15 protein-coding genes are annotated in these 15,331 nt (G+C 62.9%); 11 read left to right on the top strand and 4 right to left on the bottom strand.

Features of this window, described 5'->3' with window-relative positions:
- From argJ to AC1Q61_RS22550, 9 genes are all read left to right on the top strand, one after another.
- Positions 1 to 1,239, top strand: coding sequence for a bifunctional glutamate N-acetyltransferase/amino-acid acetyltransferase ArgJ (argJ, locus tag AC1Q61_RS22590; protein ID WP_050656537.1), 1,239 nt, complete (start codon positions 1 to 3; stop codon positions 1,237 to 1,239).
- The gene (gene argB, locus AC1Q61_RS22585; protein WP_007736229.1) at positions 1,236 to 2,159 is read left to right on the top strand and encodes an acetylglutamate kinase; all 924 of its coding nucleotides are present in this window, start codon (positions 1,236 to 1,238) and stop codon (positions 2,157 to 2,159) included. The genes argJ and argB overlap by 4 nt, the downstream gene beginning before the upstream one ends.
- The gene (locus AC1Q61_RS22580) at positions 2,156 to 3,355 is read left to right on the top strand and encodes an acetylornithine transaminase (RefSeq protein WP_007736227.1); all 1,200 of its coding nucleotides are present in this window, start codon (positions 2,156 to 2,158) and stop codon (positions 3,353 to 3,355) included. Before argB ends, AC1Q61_RS22580 begins: the two co-directional genes overlap by 4 nt.
- Positions 3,352 to 4,302 carry an ornithine carbamoyltransferase gene (gene argF / locus AC1Q61_RS22575; RefSeq protein WP_021334039.1) on the top strand — a complete coding sequence of 317 codons (951 nt, stop codon included), beginning with the start codon at positions 3,352 to 3,354 and terminating at the stop codon, positions 4,300 to 4,302. The genes AC1Q61_RS22580 and argF overlap by 4 nt, the downstream gene beginning before the upstream one ends.
- Positions 4,299 to 4,778, top strand: a complete 480-nt coding sequence (locus AC1Q61_RS22570) for an arginine repressor (protein ID WP_007736224.1) — start codon at positions 4,299 to 4,301, stop codon at positions 4,776 to 4,778. Before argF ends, AC1Q61_RS22570 begins: the two co-directional genes overlap by 4 nt.
- A 47-nt stretch (positions 4,779 to 4,825) precedes the next feature.
- On the top strand, positions 4,826 to 6,025 hold the full coding sequence (locus tag AC1Q61_RS22565) for an argininosuccinate synthase (protein WP_209447481.1): 1,200 nt from the start codon (positions 4,826 to 4,828) through the stop codon (positions 6,023 to 6,025).
- Between the two features lie 3 nt (positions 6,026 to 6,028).
- Positions 6,029 to 7,471, top strand: coding sequence for an argininosuccinate lyase (gene argH / locus AC1Q61_RS22560; RefSeq protein WP_003944092.1), 1,443 nt, complete (start codon positions 6,029 to 6,031; stop codon positions 7,469 to 7,471).
- A 170-nt stretch (positions 7,472 to 7,641) separates the two neighbouring features.
- Positions 7,642 to 10,623 carry an acyl-CoA synthetase gene (locus tag AC1Q61_RS22555; protein ID WP_007736206.1) on the top strand — a complete coding sequence of 994 codons (2,982 nt, stop codon included), beginning with the start codon at positions 7,642 to 7,644 and terminating at the stop codon, positions 10,621 to 10,623.
- A gap of 39 nt (positions 10,624 to 10,662) precedes the next feature.
- Positions 10,663 to 10,869, top strand: coding sequence for a Trm112 family protein (locus AC1Q61_RS22550; RefSeq protein ID WP_003944045.1), 207 nt, complete (start codon positions 10,663 to 10,665; stop codon positions 10,867 to 10,869).
- On the opposite strand, the gene AC1Q61_RS22545 is transcribed toward AC1Q61_RS22550, so the two are convergent.
- The 3 genes from AC1Q61_RS22545 to AC1Q61_RS22535 are packed head-to-tail and all read right to left on the bottom strand — an operon-like array spanning position 10,866 to position 12,966.
- Positions 10,866 to 11,483 (bottom strand): TetR/AcrR family transcriptional regulator, encoded by a 618-nt coding sequence (locus AC1Q61_RS22545; protein WP_003944108.1) that lies wholly within the window; start codon positions 11,481 to 11,483, stop codon positions 10,866 to 10,868. The two genes, AC1Q61_RS22550 and AC1Q61_RS22545, sit on opposite strands and share 4 nt — an antisense overlap.
- Complete coding sequence (locus AC1Q61_RS22540; RefSeq protein ID WP_003944033.1) at positions 11,480 to 12,235, bottom strand: ABC transporter permease; 756 nt, start codon at positions 12,233 to 12,235, stop codon at positions 11,480 to 11,482. The genes AC1Q61_RS22545 and AC1Q61_RS22540 overlap by 4 nt, the downstream gene beginning before the upstream one ends.
- Positions 12,232 to 12,966: an ABC transporter ATP-binding protein gene (locus AC1Q61_RS22535; protein WP_042925860.1), complete on the bottom strand. Its 735-nt coding sequence runs from the start codon at positions 12,964 to 12,966 to the stop codon at positions 12,232 to 12,234. The genes AC1Q61_RS22540 and AC1Q61_RS22535 overlap by 4 nt, the downstream gene beginning before the upstream one ends.
- Before the next feature lie 86 nt (positions 12,967 to 13,052).
- Between AC1Q61_RS22535 and AC1Q61_RS22530 the strand changes: the two genes are divergently transcribed.
- On the top strand, positions 13,053 to 13,661 hold the full coding sequence (locus AC1Q61_RS22530; protein WP_003944023.1) for a DNA-3-methyladenine glycosylase: 609 nt from the start codon (positions 13,053 to 13,055) through the stop codon (positions 13,659 to 13,661).
- 19 nt (positions 13,662 to 13,680) lie between these two features.
- On the top strand, positions 13,681 to 14,958 hold the full coding sequence (tyrS, locus tag AC1Q61_RS22525) for a tyrosine--tRNA ligase (protein WP_007736194.1): 1,278 nt from the start codon (positions 13,681 to 13,683) through the stop codon (positions 14,956 to 14,958).
- Positions 14,959 to 15,080: 122 nt separating this feature from the next.
- On the opposite strand, the gene AC1Q61_RS22520 is transcribed toward tyrS, so the two are convergent.
- On the bottom strand, positions 15,081 to 15,331 hold a 251-nt coding region (locus tag AC1Q61_RS22520), incomplete at its 5' end, for a hypothetical protein (protein ID WP_214609024.1).

The following is a 15,331-nucleotide window of genomic DNA, read 5'->3' as shown; positions in this document are numbered from 1 at the left end:
ATCGAGCCTGACGCGACCGTTGCAGACGTGGTTCACGTCGCCGGGGGACGTCTGCTCCGCACGCAGGGCGTCACCGCACCTGCCGGATTCCGCGGTGCCGGAATTGCTGCCGGTATCAAGAAGAGTGGCAAGTCGGACCTCGCATTGGTGCTCAACGAGGGACCCGATCTGGCCGCTGCCGGCGTCTTCACCCTGAACAAGGTCAAGGCAGCTCCGGTGCTCTGGTCTCAGCAGGTCCTGACGACGGGCAAGCTGCGCGCGGTGGTGCTCAACTCGGGCGGCGCGAACGCCTGCACGGGCGCGGGTGGATTCCAGGATGCACACAAGACTGCCGAGGAAGTTGCTTCGGCACTGAGTAATTGGGGCACCGAGACGGGCGCGATCGAGGTCGCTGTCTGTTCGACCGGACTTATCGGTGACCGCTTGCCCATGGACAAGCTGATCCCCGGTGTCACCGAGGTGGTGCACGAACTGGCCGGCGGAATCTCCGGCGGCACCGACGCGGCATACGCGATCATGACCACCGATACCGTGCCGAAGCAGGCGTCGCTGCACCACGCGAACAAATGGAACGTCGGCGGAATGGCCAAGGGCGCAGGCATGCTCGCGCCTGCGCTGGCCACCATGCTGTGCGTCGTCACGACCGATGCTGTCGCAACGGCGGATCAGCTCGATACCGCTCTGCGCGCCGCCACCCACCTGAGCTTCGATCGCCTCGACGTCGACGGCGCCACGTCCACCAACGACACAGTGCTCCTGTTGGCCTCCGGCGCCAGCGGTGTCACGCCGACGCAGGACGAACTGAACGCCGCAGTGCTGGCCGTGTGTGATGATCTCGCGGATCAGTTGATGGCAGACGCCGAGGGCGTCACCAAGCGGGTCAAGGTGACGGTTCGCGGCGCAGCGTCCGAGTCGGATGCGTTGATCGGCGCCCGGACGATCGCCCGCGACAGCCTGGTCAAGACAGCGCTTTTCGGTTCCGATCCCAATTGGGGCCGCGTTCTCGCCGCAGTGGGTATCGCTCCCATCGAGCTCGATCCCGATCGAATCAGTGTGTCCTTCAACGGGAGTCCCGTCTGCATCGACGGCGTCGGTGCTCCGGGGGCGCGTGAGGTGGACCTGAGTGGGATCGACATCGAACTCGACATCGATCTGGGAATCGGCAACGAGTCCGTGAGCATTCGCACCACGGACCTCTCGCATGCTTACGTCGAAGAGAACTCGGCGTATTCGTCATGACCGAGACGTATCCCGTGATCAGCGAGCATCAGAAAGCGCATGTCCTTGCCGACGCGCTGCCGTGGCTGCAGCGATTCCGCGACAAGGTGGTCGTGGTCAAGTACGGCGGAAACGCCATGATCGACGAGACGCTCAAAACGGCATTTGCCGCCGACATGGCGTTCCTGCGGACTGTCGGCATCCATCCCGTCGTCGTGCACGGCGGTGGCCCGCAGATCAACGCGATGCTGGCACGCCTTGGCATGAAGGGTGAGTTCCGCGGTGGTTTCCGGGTCACGACGCCCGAGGTGATGGACGTCGTGCGGATGGTGCTTTTCGGTCAGGTCGGCCGTGAACTCGTCGGCTTGATCAACGCGCACGGTCCTTACGCGGTCGGTATCTCCGGTGAAGATGCGCACCTGTTCACCGCTACTCGACGCACTGTTGCGGTCGAGGGGGAGCAGACCGACATCGGGCTGGTCGGGGACGTCACCACCGTGAACCCAGACGCGGTACTCGATCTCATTGCGGCAGGACGTATTCCGGTCGTCTCGACCATCGCACCCGACGCCGACGGTGTCGTCCACAACATCAACGCCGATACCGCTGCTGCAGCACTGGCCGAGGCGATCGGTGCCGAGAAGCTCGTTGTCCTCACCGACGTCGAGGGCCTGTACACCGATTGGCCGGACCGAGCCTCACTGGCCACCGAAATCGACACCGACGCCCTGGCCCAGTTGTTGCCGAGTCTCGACGCCGGCATGGTGCCCAAGATGGAGGCCTGCCTTCGCGCGGTGCGCGGAGGTGTGCCGTCGGCGCACGTGATCGACGGTCGGCTCGAACATTCAGTCCTACTCGAACTTTTCACCGGTGAAGGAATCGGCACGATGGTCGTGCCGGGTTCCTCGGTCGCCGGTCCCCAGCAGGGAGCTATCTCATGAGCACGATCGATCTGCAGCAGCGGTGGTCCGCTTCGCTGATGAACAATTACGGCGTACCCCGGGTTGCTCTCGTCCGCGGTGACGGCGCCGTACTCACCGACGCCGACGGCAAGCAGTACGTCGACTTCCTGGCAGGAATCGCGGTCAACATCCTCGGACACGGACATCCGGCCGTCGTCGAAGCCGTCACTACTCAGTTGTCGACACTCGGCCATGTTTCCAACCTGTACGCCAGCGAGCCGGTCGTCGAGTTGGCGGAGCAGTTGCTCGCTCATCTCGGCAACGTCACCGGGCGCGCGTTCTTCTGCAACTCCGGTACCGAGGCGAACGAGGCTGCCTTCAAGCTCGCTCGCGCCACCGGCCGGAAGAAGATCATCGCAGCCGAAGGCTCCTTCCACGGTCGCACGATGGGGGCACTCGCTCTGACGGGTCAGCCGGCCAAGCGGGCGCCGTTCGAACCGATGCCCGCCGGTGTCGAGTTCGTGCCGTACGGCGACGTCGAGGCACTCGAGCAGGCCGTCGATTCCGACACCGCCGCTGTGTTCCTCGAACCGATAATGGGTGAGGGCGGCGTCGTGGTGCCACCCGAGGGATACCTCGTCGAGGCTCGGCGGATCACCGCCGAGCGCGGTGCACTTCTCGTGCTCGACGAAGTGCAGACCGGCATCGGCCGGACCGGCTGGTTCTACGCCCATCAGGCAGTCGGCATCGTTCCGGACGTCATCACCCTCGCGAAGGGACTCGGTGGCGGAATGCCGATCGGCGCCTGCATCGCGACCGGGGCAACGGCCGAGTTGTTCGGACCGGGTAAGCACGGTACGACGTTCGGTGGCAATCCGGTGTGTGCTGCGGCGGCACTTGCCGTGCTGAAAACCATTGCAGCGGAAGACCTGATCTCACGCGCCGACAGCTTGGGTAAGTCGATCTCGGCGGGCATCGAAGATCTGGGCCATCCGTTGGTCGACTACGTACGGGGATCAGGACTGTTGCTGGGTGTCGTGCTGACCGAGGACGTCGCGCCGGCGGTGGAAAACGCAGCGCGCGAAGCCGGGTACCTTGTGAATGCAGCGCAACCCGGAGTGATCCGGTTGGCGCCGCCGCTCATCCTCACGGACGAGCAGGCCGAAACCTTCGTGGCAGCACTACCTGCCATCTTCGACAGTGCACTATCGGCTGACCAGCCGGGGGAGAAGTGACTACCGTGGTGAAACACTTTCTCAGGGACGACGATCTGACTCCGGCGCAGCAGGCCGAAGTTCTGGAACTCGCTGCGATTCTCAAGAAGGACCCGTTCGCTCGGCGTCCGCTCGAGGGTCCCCGCGGAGTCGGTGTCATCTTCGAGAAGAACTCGACGCGTACACGTTTCTCGTTCGAGATGGGCATCGCACAGATGGGCGGTCACGCTGTCGTCGTCGACGGGCGCAGCACTCAACTCGGTCGTGAAGAGACCTTGGCGGACACCGGACGCGTTCTCTCCCGCTACGTCGACGCCGTCGTGTGGCGCACGTTCGGCCAGAAGCGCCTGGAGCAAATGGCTACGGGCGCAACGATTCCCATCGTCAATGCATTGTCCGACGAATTTCATCCCTGTCAGGTTCTGGCCGATCTGCAAACGCTGATCGAACAGAAGGGTGAGCTCAAGGGGCTGAAGCTGACCTACCTGGGCGACGGCGCCAACAACATGGCTCACTCGCTGATGCTCGGCGGAGTGACCGCAGGCATCGACGTCACCATCGCAAGCCCCGCCGGCTTCGAACCGGCGGACTGGGTCGTGGCAGCAGCACGCAAACGCGCCGAGGAAACCGGCGCGACCATCACCCTGACGCAGGACCCACAGGCCGGCGTCGTCGGCGCCGACGCGTTGGTCACCGACACCTGGACCTCGATGGGTCAGGAGAACGACGGGCTCGATCGGGTCGGACCTTTCCGTCCGTTCCAGATCAACAAGGAGCTGCTCGCAAAGGCAGATCCGAAGGCCGTCGTCCTGCACTGCCTGCCCGCGCATCGCGGCGAAGAAGTCACCGACGAGGTTCTCGACGGGCCGCAGAGTGTTGTCTGGGACGAGGCGGAGAACCGTCTGCACGCCCAGAAGGCATTGCTCGTGTGGCTGCTGGAACAGCGAACCCAACTGGACCCGGCGTGAGCGTCGCTCCCACTCGGGCTGGTCGCCAGTCGCGCATCATCGCGCTTCTGGCGGCTCACCCTGTCCGAAGTCAGACGGAGCTGGCGGCCTTGCTCGGTGCCGAGGGCATCGAAGCAACGCAGGCGACGCTCTCGCGTGACCTCGAAGAGCTGGGAGCGGTGAAACTGCGTGCCGCCGACGGCGGCGCCGGTGTTTACGTGGTGCCGGAGGACGGGAACCCGGTACGCGGTGTGGCCGGCGGTACCGACCGCCTCTCACGGCTGTTGGGTGAGTTGTTGGTCTCCACCGATTTCAGCGGCAACATGGCGATCCTCCGGACACCGCCGGGAGCCGCGCACTACCTCGCGAGCGCACTGGATCGGTCCTCGATGCCGGACATCGTGGGCACGATCGCCGGAGATGACACCATCTTCGTAGTGGCCCGGGAACCGCTTTCCGGAGCGGAACTCGCGGCCATGATCGAATCGCTCGCCTGACCCCTTATTCTTTGATAGAGATTTTCAACCGAAGGAGCACAAAAACCATGGCCGATCGCGTCGTACTCGCCTACTCGGGCGGGCTGGACACTTCTGTTGCCATCAGTTGGATCGGTAAGGAGACGGGCGCTGAAGTTGTCGCCGTCGCCATCGATCTGGGGCAGGGTGGCGAGGACATGGAGGTCGTGCGTCAGCGCGCGATCGACTGCGGCGCAGTCGAATCCGTTGTCGTCGACGCCCGCGACGAGTTCGCGGACGAATACTGCCTGCCGACCATCGCGGCCAACGCCCTGTACATGGACCGCTACCCGCTCGTCTCGGCCATCAGCCGTCCGCTGATCGTCAAGCACATCGTCGAAGCTGCACGCTCGCACGGCGGCACCATCGTCTCGCACGGTTGCACCGGTAAGGGCAACGACCAGGTTCGCTTCGAGGTCGGATTCGGCACCCTCGCACCCGACCTGCAGGTCATCGCACCGGTCCGCGACTACGCCTGGACCCGCGAGAAGGCCATCGCCTTCGCCGAAGAGAACAACATCCCGATCAACGTCTCCAAGAAGTCGCCGTTCTCGATCGACCAGAACGTCTGGGGCCGCGCCGTCGAGACCGGATTCCTCGAGGATCTGTGGAACGCGCCGACGAAGGACGTCTACGACTACACCCAGGACCCGACGGTCAACTGGAACGCACCCGACGAGCTCATCATCAGCTTCGACAAGGGCCGCCCGGTCGCCATCGACGGCCGCCCGGTGTCGGTTCTCGAAGCCATTCAGGAACTGAACAAGCGCGCAGGCGCTCAGGGCGTCGGCCGTCTCGACGTCGTCGAGGACCGTCTCGTGGGCATCAAGAGCCGTGAGATCTACGAAGCTCCCGGCGCGATGGTTCTCATCACCGCACACCAGGAACTCGAGCACGTCACCCTCGAACGCGAACTCGGTCGCTACAAGCGTCAGATGGAGCAGCGTTGGTCCGAGCTGGTCTACGACGGCCTCTGGTTCTCGCCCCTCAAGGACGCACTGGACACGTTCGTCAACAAGACGCAGGAACGCGTTACCGGCGACATCCGTCTCTTCCTGCACGGTGGAGCCATCACCGTCAACGGTCGTCGCAGCCCGGAGTCGCTCTACGACTTCAACCTCGCGACGTACGACGAGGGCGACAGCTTCGACCAGTCCGCATCGAAGGGCTTCGTCGAGATCCACGGTCTGTCGTCGAAGGTCGCCGCGAAGCGCGATCTGGGACTCTGAGCCATGACGGCTCACGGTGACGGAGACGCTCAAAAACACGGCACCAACGAAGGTGCGCTGTGGGGCGGGCGGTTCGAGTCCGGACCGGCCGCTGCCATGGCGGCGCTGAGCAAGTCGACTCACTTCGACTGGGTCCTCGCTCCGTACGACGTGCGGGCGTCGCAGGCGCATGCGCGTGTGCTGAACAAGGCAGGCCTGCTCAGCGAAGCCGACCTCGTGACAATGCTCGACGGTCTCGACCGCCTGGCGGCAGATGTTGCCAGTGGCGCCTTCGGGCCCAGCGAGTCGGACGAGGACGTACACGGCGCACTCGAGCGCGGTCTGATCGAGCGTGTCGGGCCTGAGGTCGGTGGGCGCCTGCGTGCTGGACGTTCGCGAAACGACCAGGTGGCCACGCTGTTCCGCATGTGGCTTCGCGATGCAGTCCGCCGCATCTCCACCGGAGTTCTCGACGTGGTCGACGCATTGGCGACTCAGGCCGGGGCGCATCCGGATGCCGTGATGCCGGGCAAGACGCACCTGCAGGCGGCTCAGCCGGTCCTGTTGGCGCATCACCTGCTCGCTCACGCACATCCACTGTTGCGGGACGTGCAGCGCCTTCGCGACTTCGACGTGCGAGCTGCGGTGTCCCCGTACGGTTCCGGTGCACTCGCCGGTTCCTCGCTCGGTCTCGACCCCGAAGCCATTGCAGCGGAATTGAAGTTCGACAGCTCGGCCGAGAACTCGATCGACGCAACCGCTTCGCGTGATTTTGCGGCCGAGGCAGCGTTCGTGCTTGCGATGATCGGTGTCGATCTCTCACGCATGGCGGAAGAGATCATTATCTGGAGCACACCGGAATTCGGCTACATCACGCTTGCCGACGCGTGGTCGACAGGTTCGTCGATCATGCCGCAGAAGAAGAATCCGGATGTCTCGGAACTCACGCGCGGTAAGTCTGGTCGTTTGATCGGTAACCTCACCGGCCTGCTGGCGACGCTCAAGGCTCAGCCGCTGGCGTACAACCGCGATCTGCAAGAGGACAAGGAACCGGTTTTCGACTCGGTTGCGCAGCTCGAGATGCTGCTCCCGGCCATCACCGGTCTGGTGCAGACGCTCGAGTTCCACACCGAGCGCATGGCGGAACTTGCTCCGGCAGGGTTCACGTTGGCCACCGACATCGCGGAGTGGATGGTGCGCCAGGGCGTGCCGTTCCGGGTTGCACACGAGGCTGCTGGAGCGTGTGTGCGTGTCGCCGAAGCGCGAGGCGTCGGACTCGAAGATCTCACGGACGAGGAACTGGCCGGCGTCGACAGCGCGCTGACACCCGCTGTTCGTGAGGTGCTGACAGTCGAGGGTTCCATTGCTTCGCGCAACGCGCGAGGCGGCACTGCGGGGGTGCGGGTTGCCGAGCAGCTGGACGGAGTCAAAGCAGTGGCGCAGTCACTGCGGGAATGGACCCTGTGACCTCGCGGTCACGAGTGTTGTCGCTCTCTTTTCGGCAGTAGTCCTTCGGTCGTACGCGGTCAGGTAGCAGAATTTGCTCCCTGACCGCGTACGCGTATTCGCCGTCAGTAGGCTTGTCGCGCGCGGGAAAAATGAGACTGACGTCACATGGTGAGTAACTTGGGAGTGAAATGGTGGGATTGAATTCCAAGTCTGTGCTGGGCCCGATTCGTCGGGTGGTTGCGACAGCACAAAACGGCCTCGAGGTCGTCCGGTTGGGTGGGCTGGAAACGGATGCGACCACGTCGCCGTTCGAGATCGTCGAACGCGCAGCGATGTATCGGCTACGGCGCTACTTCCCGGACAGTGACCCGGAAACCGTCGGCGCACCGATCTTGCTGATCCCGCCGATGATGATGTCGGCGAACGTGTACGACGTGACCCGTGACCAGGGCGCTGTGGGAATTCTGCACGAGATGGGCCTTGATCCCTGGGTCGTCGATTTCGGTTCGCCCGACTCCGAAGAGGGCGGTTGGGATCGTAACCTCGCCGATCACATCATCGCTCTCAGCGACATCGTCGATCACATCCACCGTCACACCGGAAAAGATGTTCACATCTCCGGTTATTCGCAGGGTGGCATGTTCGCCTATCAGGCTGCCGCGTATCGGCGTAGTCGAAACATCGCCAGCGTCATCACCTTCGGCAGTCCGGTCGACACACTCGCCGCGCTACCCTTCGGCATCCCGGCGGGATTGGCAACCAAGGGTGCAGATTTCCTCGCCGATCACGTCTTCAATCGCCTGGCGGTCACCGGGTGGATGGCCCGTACCGGGTTCCAGTTGCTCGATCCCGTGAAGACGCTGAAGATGCGCGTCGACTTTCTGCTTCAACTGCACGACCGTGAGGCGTTGCTTCCGCGGGAGCAGCAACGCCGCTTCCTCGCGACCGAGGGTTGGGTCGCGTGGTCGGGGCCCGCGGTAGCCGAACTGCTCAAGCAGTTCATCGTGCACAACCGAATGATGACAGGTGGGTTCGTCATCAAGGATCAATTGGTCTCGCTCGCCGAGATCACCTGCCCCATCCTGGCATTCGTCGGTGAGGTCGACGACATCGGCCAGCCGCAAGCGGTTCGAGGCATCAGTCAAGCCGCTCCGCGGGCGAAGGTCTACGAATCTACCTTGCGTGCAGGCCATTTCGGTTTGGTTGTCGGTTCCACCGCGGCCAATCACACCTGGCCGACCACCGGTGAATTCGTACAGTGGACCGAGACGGGTGGACCCCTCCCGGACCGTATCGCGAACATGGTCTACGGCGCCGACCTCGAAGACCAGACCGGTGTGTCGATCAGCAATCGGATCATCCACACCGTCGCCTCGGTCGCTGAAGTAGGTGCAGGAGTCACCAAGGGAATCAGTGACCTTGCCGCCGGTGCGTTGCGCGGCACTTTCGAATTGTCGGGAGAAGCGGCACGAGCGTTGCCACGTCTGGCTCGACTCAACCAGATTCAGCCGCACACCAAAATCTCGCTGAGCCAGTTGCTGGCGGAGCAGCGTCGAAAGGCGCCGAACGGCGAGTGCTTCCTCTTCGACAATCGCGTGCACACCTATGAAGCGGTCAACGCGCGTATTGACAATGTCGTGCGTGGATTGATCTCCGTGGGAGTGCGTCCGGCAGCGCATGTCGGTGTCCTGATGGAGACCCGCCCCAGCGCACTCGCGGCCATCGCGGCCCTGTCGCGACTTGGTGCCGTCGCGGTCATGCTTCCGCCAGGCTCCGACATCACGGCGGCGGTCAAGCTGGGGTCGGTCGATCGGATCATCACCGATCCGGAAAACGTCGATGCTGCAGTGGTTACCGGTCGGCCGGTACTGGTGCTCGGCGGCGGCGATGCCCGTGGCCTCGAGGTGGATCCGTCACACGACGTGATCGATCTCGAACAAATCGATCCGACGAAGGTCAATCTGCCCGGGTGGTACCGACCGGATCCCGGTGTCGCCCGCGAACTCGCCTTCATCATCTTTGCGGAATCCGGCGGTGTGCTCGAAGCCAAGCAGATCACCAACTACCGGTGGGCATTGTCGGCCTTCGGCACGGCCACGGCGGCAGATCTCGATCGCGGTGACACCGTGTACTGCCTTGCGCCACTCCATCATTCGTCGAGTCTGCTCGCGACCATCGGTGGTGCCATGGCCGGTGGCTCACGCATTGCGCTCTCACGTGGACTGAACCCCGCGAGGTTCGTCGAGGAAATCCACCGCTACGGCGTGACGGTCGTGAGTTACACGTGGTCGATGATGCGCGAGATACTCGACGAGGATCTTCTTCTCATCGACGGTAGTCATCCGGTCCGCCTGTTCATCGGTTCGGGCATGCCCCATGGTCTGTGGAAGCGGACAACGGAGGCGTTCGACCCCGCGCAGGTACTCGAGTTCTATGCGTCGACCGAAGGCGACGTGATTCTTGCCAATGTTGCAGGCTCCAAAGTTGGTTCCAAGGGGCGCCCGCTGCCGGGTAGCGCGCAGGTGCGGTTGGCGGCATACGACCCGCTGAGTGGTCGGCTCCTCGAGAACGGAAACGGATTTGTCCGTGAGTGCGCCGAAGACGAGGTCGGATTGCTGCTCGGGCGCGCGGGATTCACCGCCGATCTCTCGGGCGGAGCCATGCGAGGTCTCTTCCAAGCCGGCGATTCGTGGATTCCCACCGAAAATCTCTTCCGCCGGGACGCCGACGGCGACTACTGGCTGATCGACCACAAGAACACGGTCATTTCCACGGTCCGCGGTCCCGTCTTCACCCAGCCGATCGTCGACGCGTTGTCGAGTGTGGCGCGGGTGGATCTTGCCGTCGCATACGGAGTCGGTGACGCGCCGCATCAGCTCGCGGTCGCTGCCGTGACATGGCGTCCGGGGCGGCAGTTCCGTTCTGCCGAGCTTGCAGAGGCCCTCTCGCGCATCGCTTTCGACGCTCGTCCGGATATCGTGCACGTGGTTGACGAGATCCCGGTGGGTTCGTCGTACCGTCCGAGCTCCACTGCGTTGGCCGCGGCCGGATTGCCGGCGCCGGGGCCACGGACCTGGTTCCTCGATTCCGAGTCGCAGTCGTACAAGCGGCTGACCAAGGCAATTGCCGCGCAGTTGATGCCGACGAGGGTGAGCACCGGAGCACGGTAGCCTGAGGACATTCTGTTTGATCGGTTCGAGAGGACTCACGTGGCTATTGATTCGACGTTGCTCAGCATTTTGGCCTGCCCCCAGGACAAAGGCCCGCTGTTGCTGGTCGGGGACGAGTTGCTCTACAACCCGCGCCTGCGGCGTGCCTACCCGATCGAGAACGGCATTCCCGTTCTGTTGATCGACGAGGCACGCGATGTGGCGGACGACGAGCACGAGAAGTTGCTCGCGCGGGCTGAAGGCTAGATCGGTAATTCACCGGTCAGGTACCGCTGGAGGTTCGGAGCCACCAGCGGTACCAAAGCGTCAACGCTCAATGATGCGAGTGGTTCGAGTCCGAGCACATATCGCGTGACAAGCAGTCCGGCCATCTGAGAGGCCACCAATTCCGCTCTGATCAAGCCGGTACCAGGTGGTGTGTCCACCCGCGGAATGATGTCGCGCAATACGACATCGAGCAGAAAGCTCTGGATCAACTGCGATCCGTCGCCGGAAATGGCTGATCGAAAAGCCGCCAGAATCGCCGGCTGGTGTTCTGATTCCCACAGCCCGATTACTGCTCTGAGTAGATTTTCGCCGAGATTTTCGGTCGGAGAGGAGTGAACCGGTCCCAATACCTGGACTGGATCGATCGGTAGCGCGATCGCAGCGGTGAACAACTGCTCCTTGCTTCCGAAATGATGATGAATCATGGCCGGATCGACGTCAGCGGCCGCAGCTATCGATCGAACAGTTGTTCGTCGAAAACCGTTCTGGGAGAACGCTCGTCGCGCCGAATCGAGAATCTGCGCGCGAGTCTCCGACTTGCCCGGTCGTCGCCCCGAACGAATCGGTACCGGACTCGTGTCCTTGTCGGTCATGGAGTGCGGCGATCGAGTGTTGCCGCGGCCAGCGAGAGTGCTGCGGCGGCGAAGCCCGCCATGACGGCGAGATCACGCCACATCTGACCCGTCGCGTCGGCATGCATCGACACTTGCTGAAGTGCGTCGACGGCGTAGCTCAAGGGGAGGACGTTGCTGATCCATTCGAGCCAGGTCGGCAATTGGTCGCGCGGTACCAGGAGTCCGCAGAGGAAGAGCTGTGGAACCACAACTACCGGCATGAACTGCACCGCTTGGAACTCGGTCTTCGCGAATGCGCTGGCCAACAGGCCTAGCGCAACGCCCAGTATTGCGCCGAGAACTGCAATGACGATGACCCAGGCAAGACTGCCGGCGATGGTGAGTCCGAGGAATCCGAAAGCAACCGCGCACGCGAGGGCTGCCTGAGCGGCGGCGGAGAGCGAAAATGCCGCCCCGTATCCGGCGAGAAGGTCGAGTTTGCCCATCGGTGTGGTGAGCAGGCGTTCGAGGGTTCCTGAACTGCGTTCGCGCTGCATGGCGATGGATGTGACCAGGAACATGACGACAAACGGCAAGATTCCCAACATCGTGATCGCCACTCGTTGGAAGAGCGAAACCTGGCCGGGTGGCGTCGGGACGTCTTGGTAGAGGAAATACAGCAAAATCATCAACAACGACGGGACCAACAAGATCATGGCCACCGTGCGATGGTCCTGGCGGAGCTGAAGCAGAATGCGTACGGTCGTAGCGCCGAAGATCCTGATGCTCATGATATTTCACCTCCGACGGGTGAAGTCCGAATCAGCTCGAGAAAGGCGTCCTCGAGCCGTTCACATCTGGTTTTGGCGCGCAATTCATCGGGTGTGAGTTGAGCGAGGAGGTGCCCGTCTCGCATCAGGATCAGCTCAGCGCAGTGGTCGGCCTCATCCATGACGTGGCTCGAGACCAACAGGGTGGTTCCGCTGCGAGCAAGGTCAGCGAATCGTTCCCACAATTCGACGCGAAGCACCGGATCGAGGCCGACGGTCGGTTCGTCGAGGATCAACACATCAGGTGACGCCACCAACGCGCAAGCCAGCGAGACTCGCCCGCGTTGACCACCAGACAGATCGGCGGCGGTCTGGTCGGCGTATCGGCTCAATCCGACGGCGTCGACCGCCGCTGCGACGTCGGCGCCGGACTTGCCGTAGAGAGCGCCGAAGTACTGGACGTTTCGAGTGACCGTCAGGTCGCCGTACACGCTGGGGGATTGGGTGACATATCCGACCCGGCGGCGAAGAGCAACGGAACCGGCGAGGTCGCCCAGCACTCTGACCTCACCACTTTCGACGATCTGTGTTCCGACAATCGCGCGCATCAGGGTTGTCTTGCCGCAGCCGGACGGGCCGAGCAGTCCGGTGATCGATCCTGCTGATACCTGCAGGTCAAGCGAGTGAAGAACTTCGTGCTTGCCGCGAATGACTCGTAGTCCGCGGATATCTATTGCCGGCGTTGTGGTCACGGTTCGCCTCGTTTCAATAATTCATCACTTGTTGAATTATGCGACTCGGCCGACCGATGAGTCAACGGCGTGGGCACAATCGAAGGGTGAGCATCGAGACCTTGGAAAATGTGGAGAACCCGTTGGAAGCGGGCCTGACAATTCTCGGCTCGACCCTGACCGTCGACGACATCTCGCTGAGGATCGTCGAGGTCGAGGCGTACGGAGGGGAGAAGGACGGGCCATGGCCGGATCCGGCAGCACATTCGTATCGGGGGAGAACGCCGCGGAACAGCGTGATGTTCGGGCGGGCGGGGCGTCTCTACGTCTACCGCAGCTATGGAATGCACTTTTGTATGAACATCTCGTACGGCCCGGATGGTGTCGCGGGTGGTGTTCTGCTCCGAGCGGCCGAAATCGAGGCCGGTCACGATGTGGTGTCTGCTCGGAGATCGCCGGATCGACCATCTCACCAATGGGCCAGAGGGCCGGGTAATCTCGGTGCTTCTGTCGCAATCACGTTGGCGGACAACGGAACAGACGTGTTCAACCCTGCCTCTCGGATTCGGCTCGAATTGGGGGAGTCGAAGGAATGGGTCAGTGGACCGCGGGTGGGGGTCAGTACCGCGGCGGAGGTTCCGTGGCGCCTGTGGATTCCGGACTCGCGAGCGGTGTCCGCGTATCGCCGAAGCCCGCGAGCGCCGGTCATTTCGTGAAGATGGGATGATCGAGTCCGTGACTGAGAATATTCTCGACGAACTGACCTGGCGCGGGCTGATCGCCCAATCAACCGATCTCGACGCTTTGCGTAAAGATCTCGAGGCCGGACCGGTCACGTTGTATGCGGGCTTCGACCCGACCGGACCGAGCCTGCACGCAGGTCACCTGGTTCCGCTCCTCGCGCTCAAGCGGTTTCAGCGCGCCGGCAACCGCCCGATCGTTCTTGCCGGCGGTGCAACGGGCCTGATCGGAGACCCCCGTGACGTCGGGGAACGGACGATGAATTCCGCCGATACCGTCGCGGACTGGGCAGGTCGCATCCGTGGTCAGCTCGAACGATTCGTGGATTTCGACGATTCGCCGACGAGCGCGGTCATCGAGAACAACATGAACTGGACCGGCAAGATGTCGGCCATCGACTTCCTGCGTGATGTCGGCAAACACTTCTCCGTGAACGTCATGCTTGCGCGTGACACCGTGAAGCGTCGTCTCGAGTCGGACGGGATGTCGTACACCGAGTTCAGCTACATGCTGCTCCAGGCCAACGACTACCTGCACCTGCGACGCGACCTCGGCTGCACTCTGCAGGTCGGCGGGTCCGATCAGTGGGGCAACATCATTGCCGGCGTCGAACTCAACCGTCGTGTCGACGGTGAGAGCGTTCATGCAATGACGGTTCCGCTGGTGACCTCGGCCGATGGCAAAAAGTTCGGAAAGTCGACCGGTGGCGGAAGTTTGTGGCTCGACCCCGAGATGACCAGCCCGTACGCCTGGTACCAGTACTTCGTGAACACTGGCGACGCCGACGTGATCAAGTACCTGCGCTGGTTCACCTTCCTGACTGCGGACGAACTCGCGGAGCTGGAGACTGCAACAGCGGAGCGGCCGCATGCGCGAGAAGCGCAGAAGCGACTTGCCGCGGAGATGACGACCTTGGTTCACGGGGAACACAACACCCGTGCTGTCGAGCTCGCCAGTCAGGCGTTGTTCGGCAAGGCGGAGCTGGCGGAACTCGACGAGTCGACGCTAGCCGCGGCGCTGAAAGAAGCATCGGTCAGCGAATTGGCGCCGGGGGAGCCGCGCACGATCATCGATCTGCTCGTGACGAGCGGTTTGTGTGAGAGCAAGGGAGCTGCTCGACGCGCCGTGAAAGAGGGCGGTGCTTCGGTGAACAACCAGAAGGTGTCGGCCGACGACTGGGAGCCCACCGCATCCGATCTGCTTCACGGCAGCTGGTTGGTCGTCCGGCGCGGAAAGCGCAACTTCGCCGGCGTGAGAATCCTTCCAAACTGACGTGTGTGGGGTCACAGTTGTCTAGCGGGGCTCCTGTGGCCGCTGGTGGCCCGCCTCCGGGCGGGCTACCAGCGGATTTAACCTGTCGAACATCTGCGACCTGCACGTTTGACGCTCAGTTTTCATTCGCGTAACTTTGTCCAAGTCAGAGCGACACGGACACCAACCCCGACCGACAGGCCGGGGAAACGCGGTTGGACGAAGTCGGAGACAATCACGCTCAGCGGGAACTTGCTTCCCTGGAGCGAACAAGCTAAGATTGTAACCCTTGCCCCGGAGCTTTCAACCTGGTTGAAGTGATGGTGTGTGCGTGTTCTTTGAGAACTCAACAGTGTGTCGATGAATGTCAGTGCCAAAATTTTTTTGGTACTTC

The organism is Rhodococcus sp. MPR-R1B, from assembly GCF_058793255.1.
Note: the sequence above shows the minus strand (reverse complement) of the source record. Positions and strands in the feature narration are given on the sequence as shown.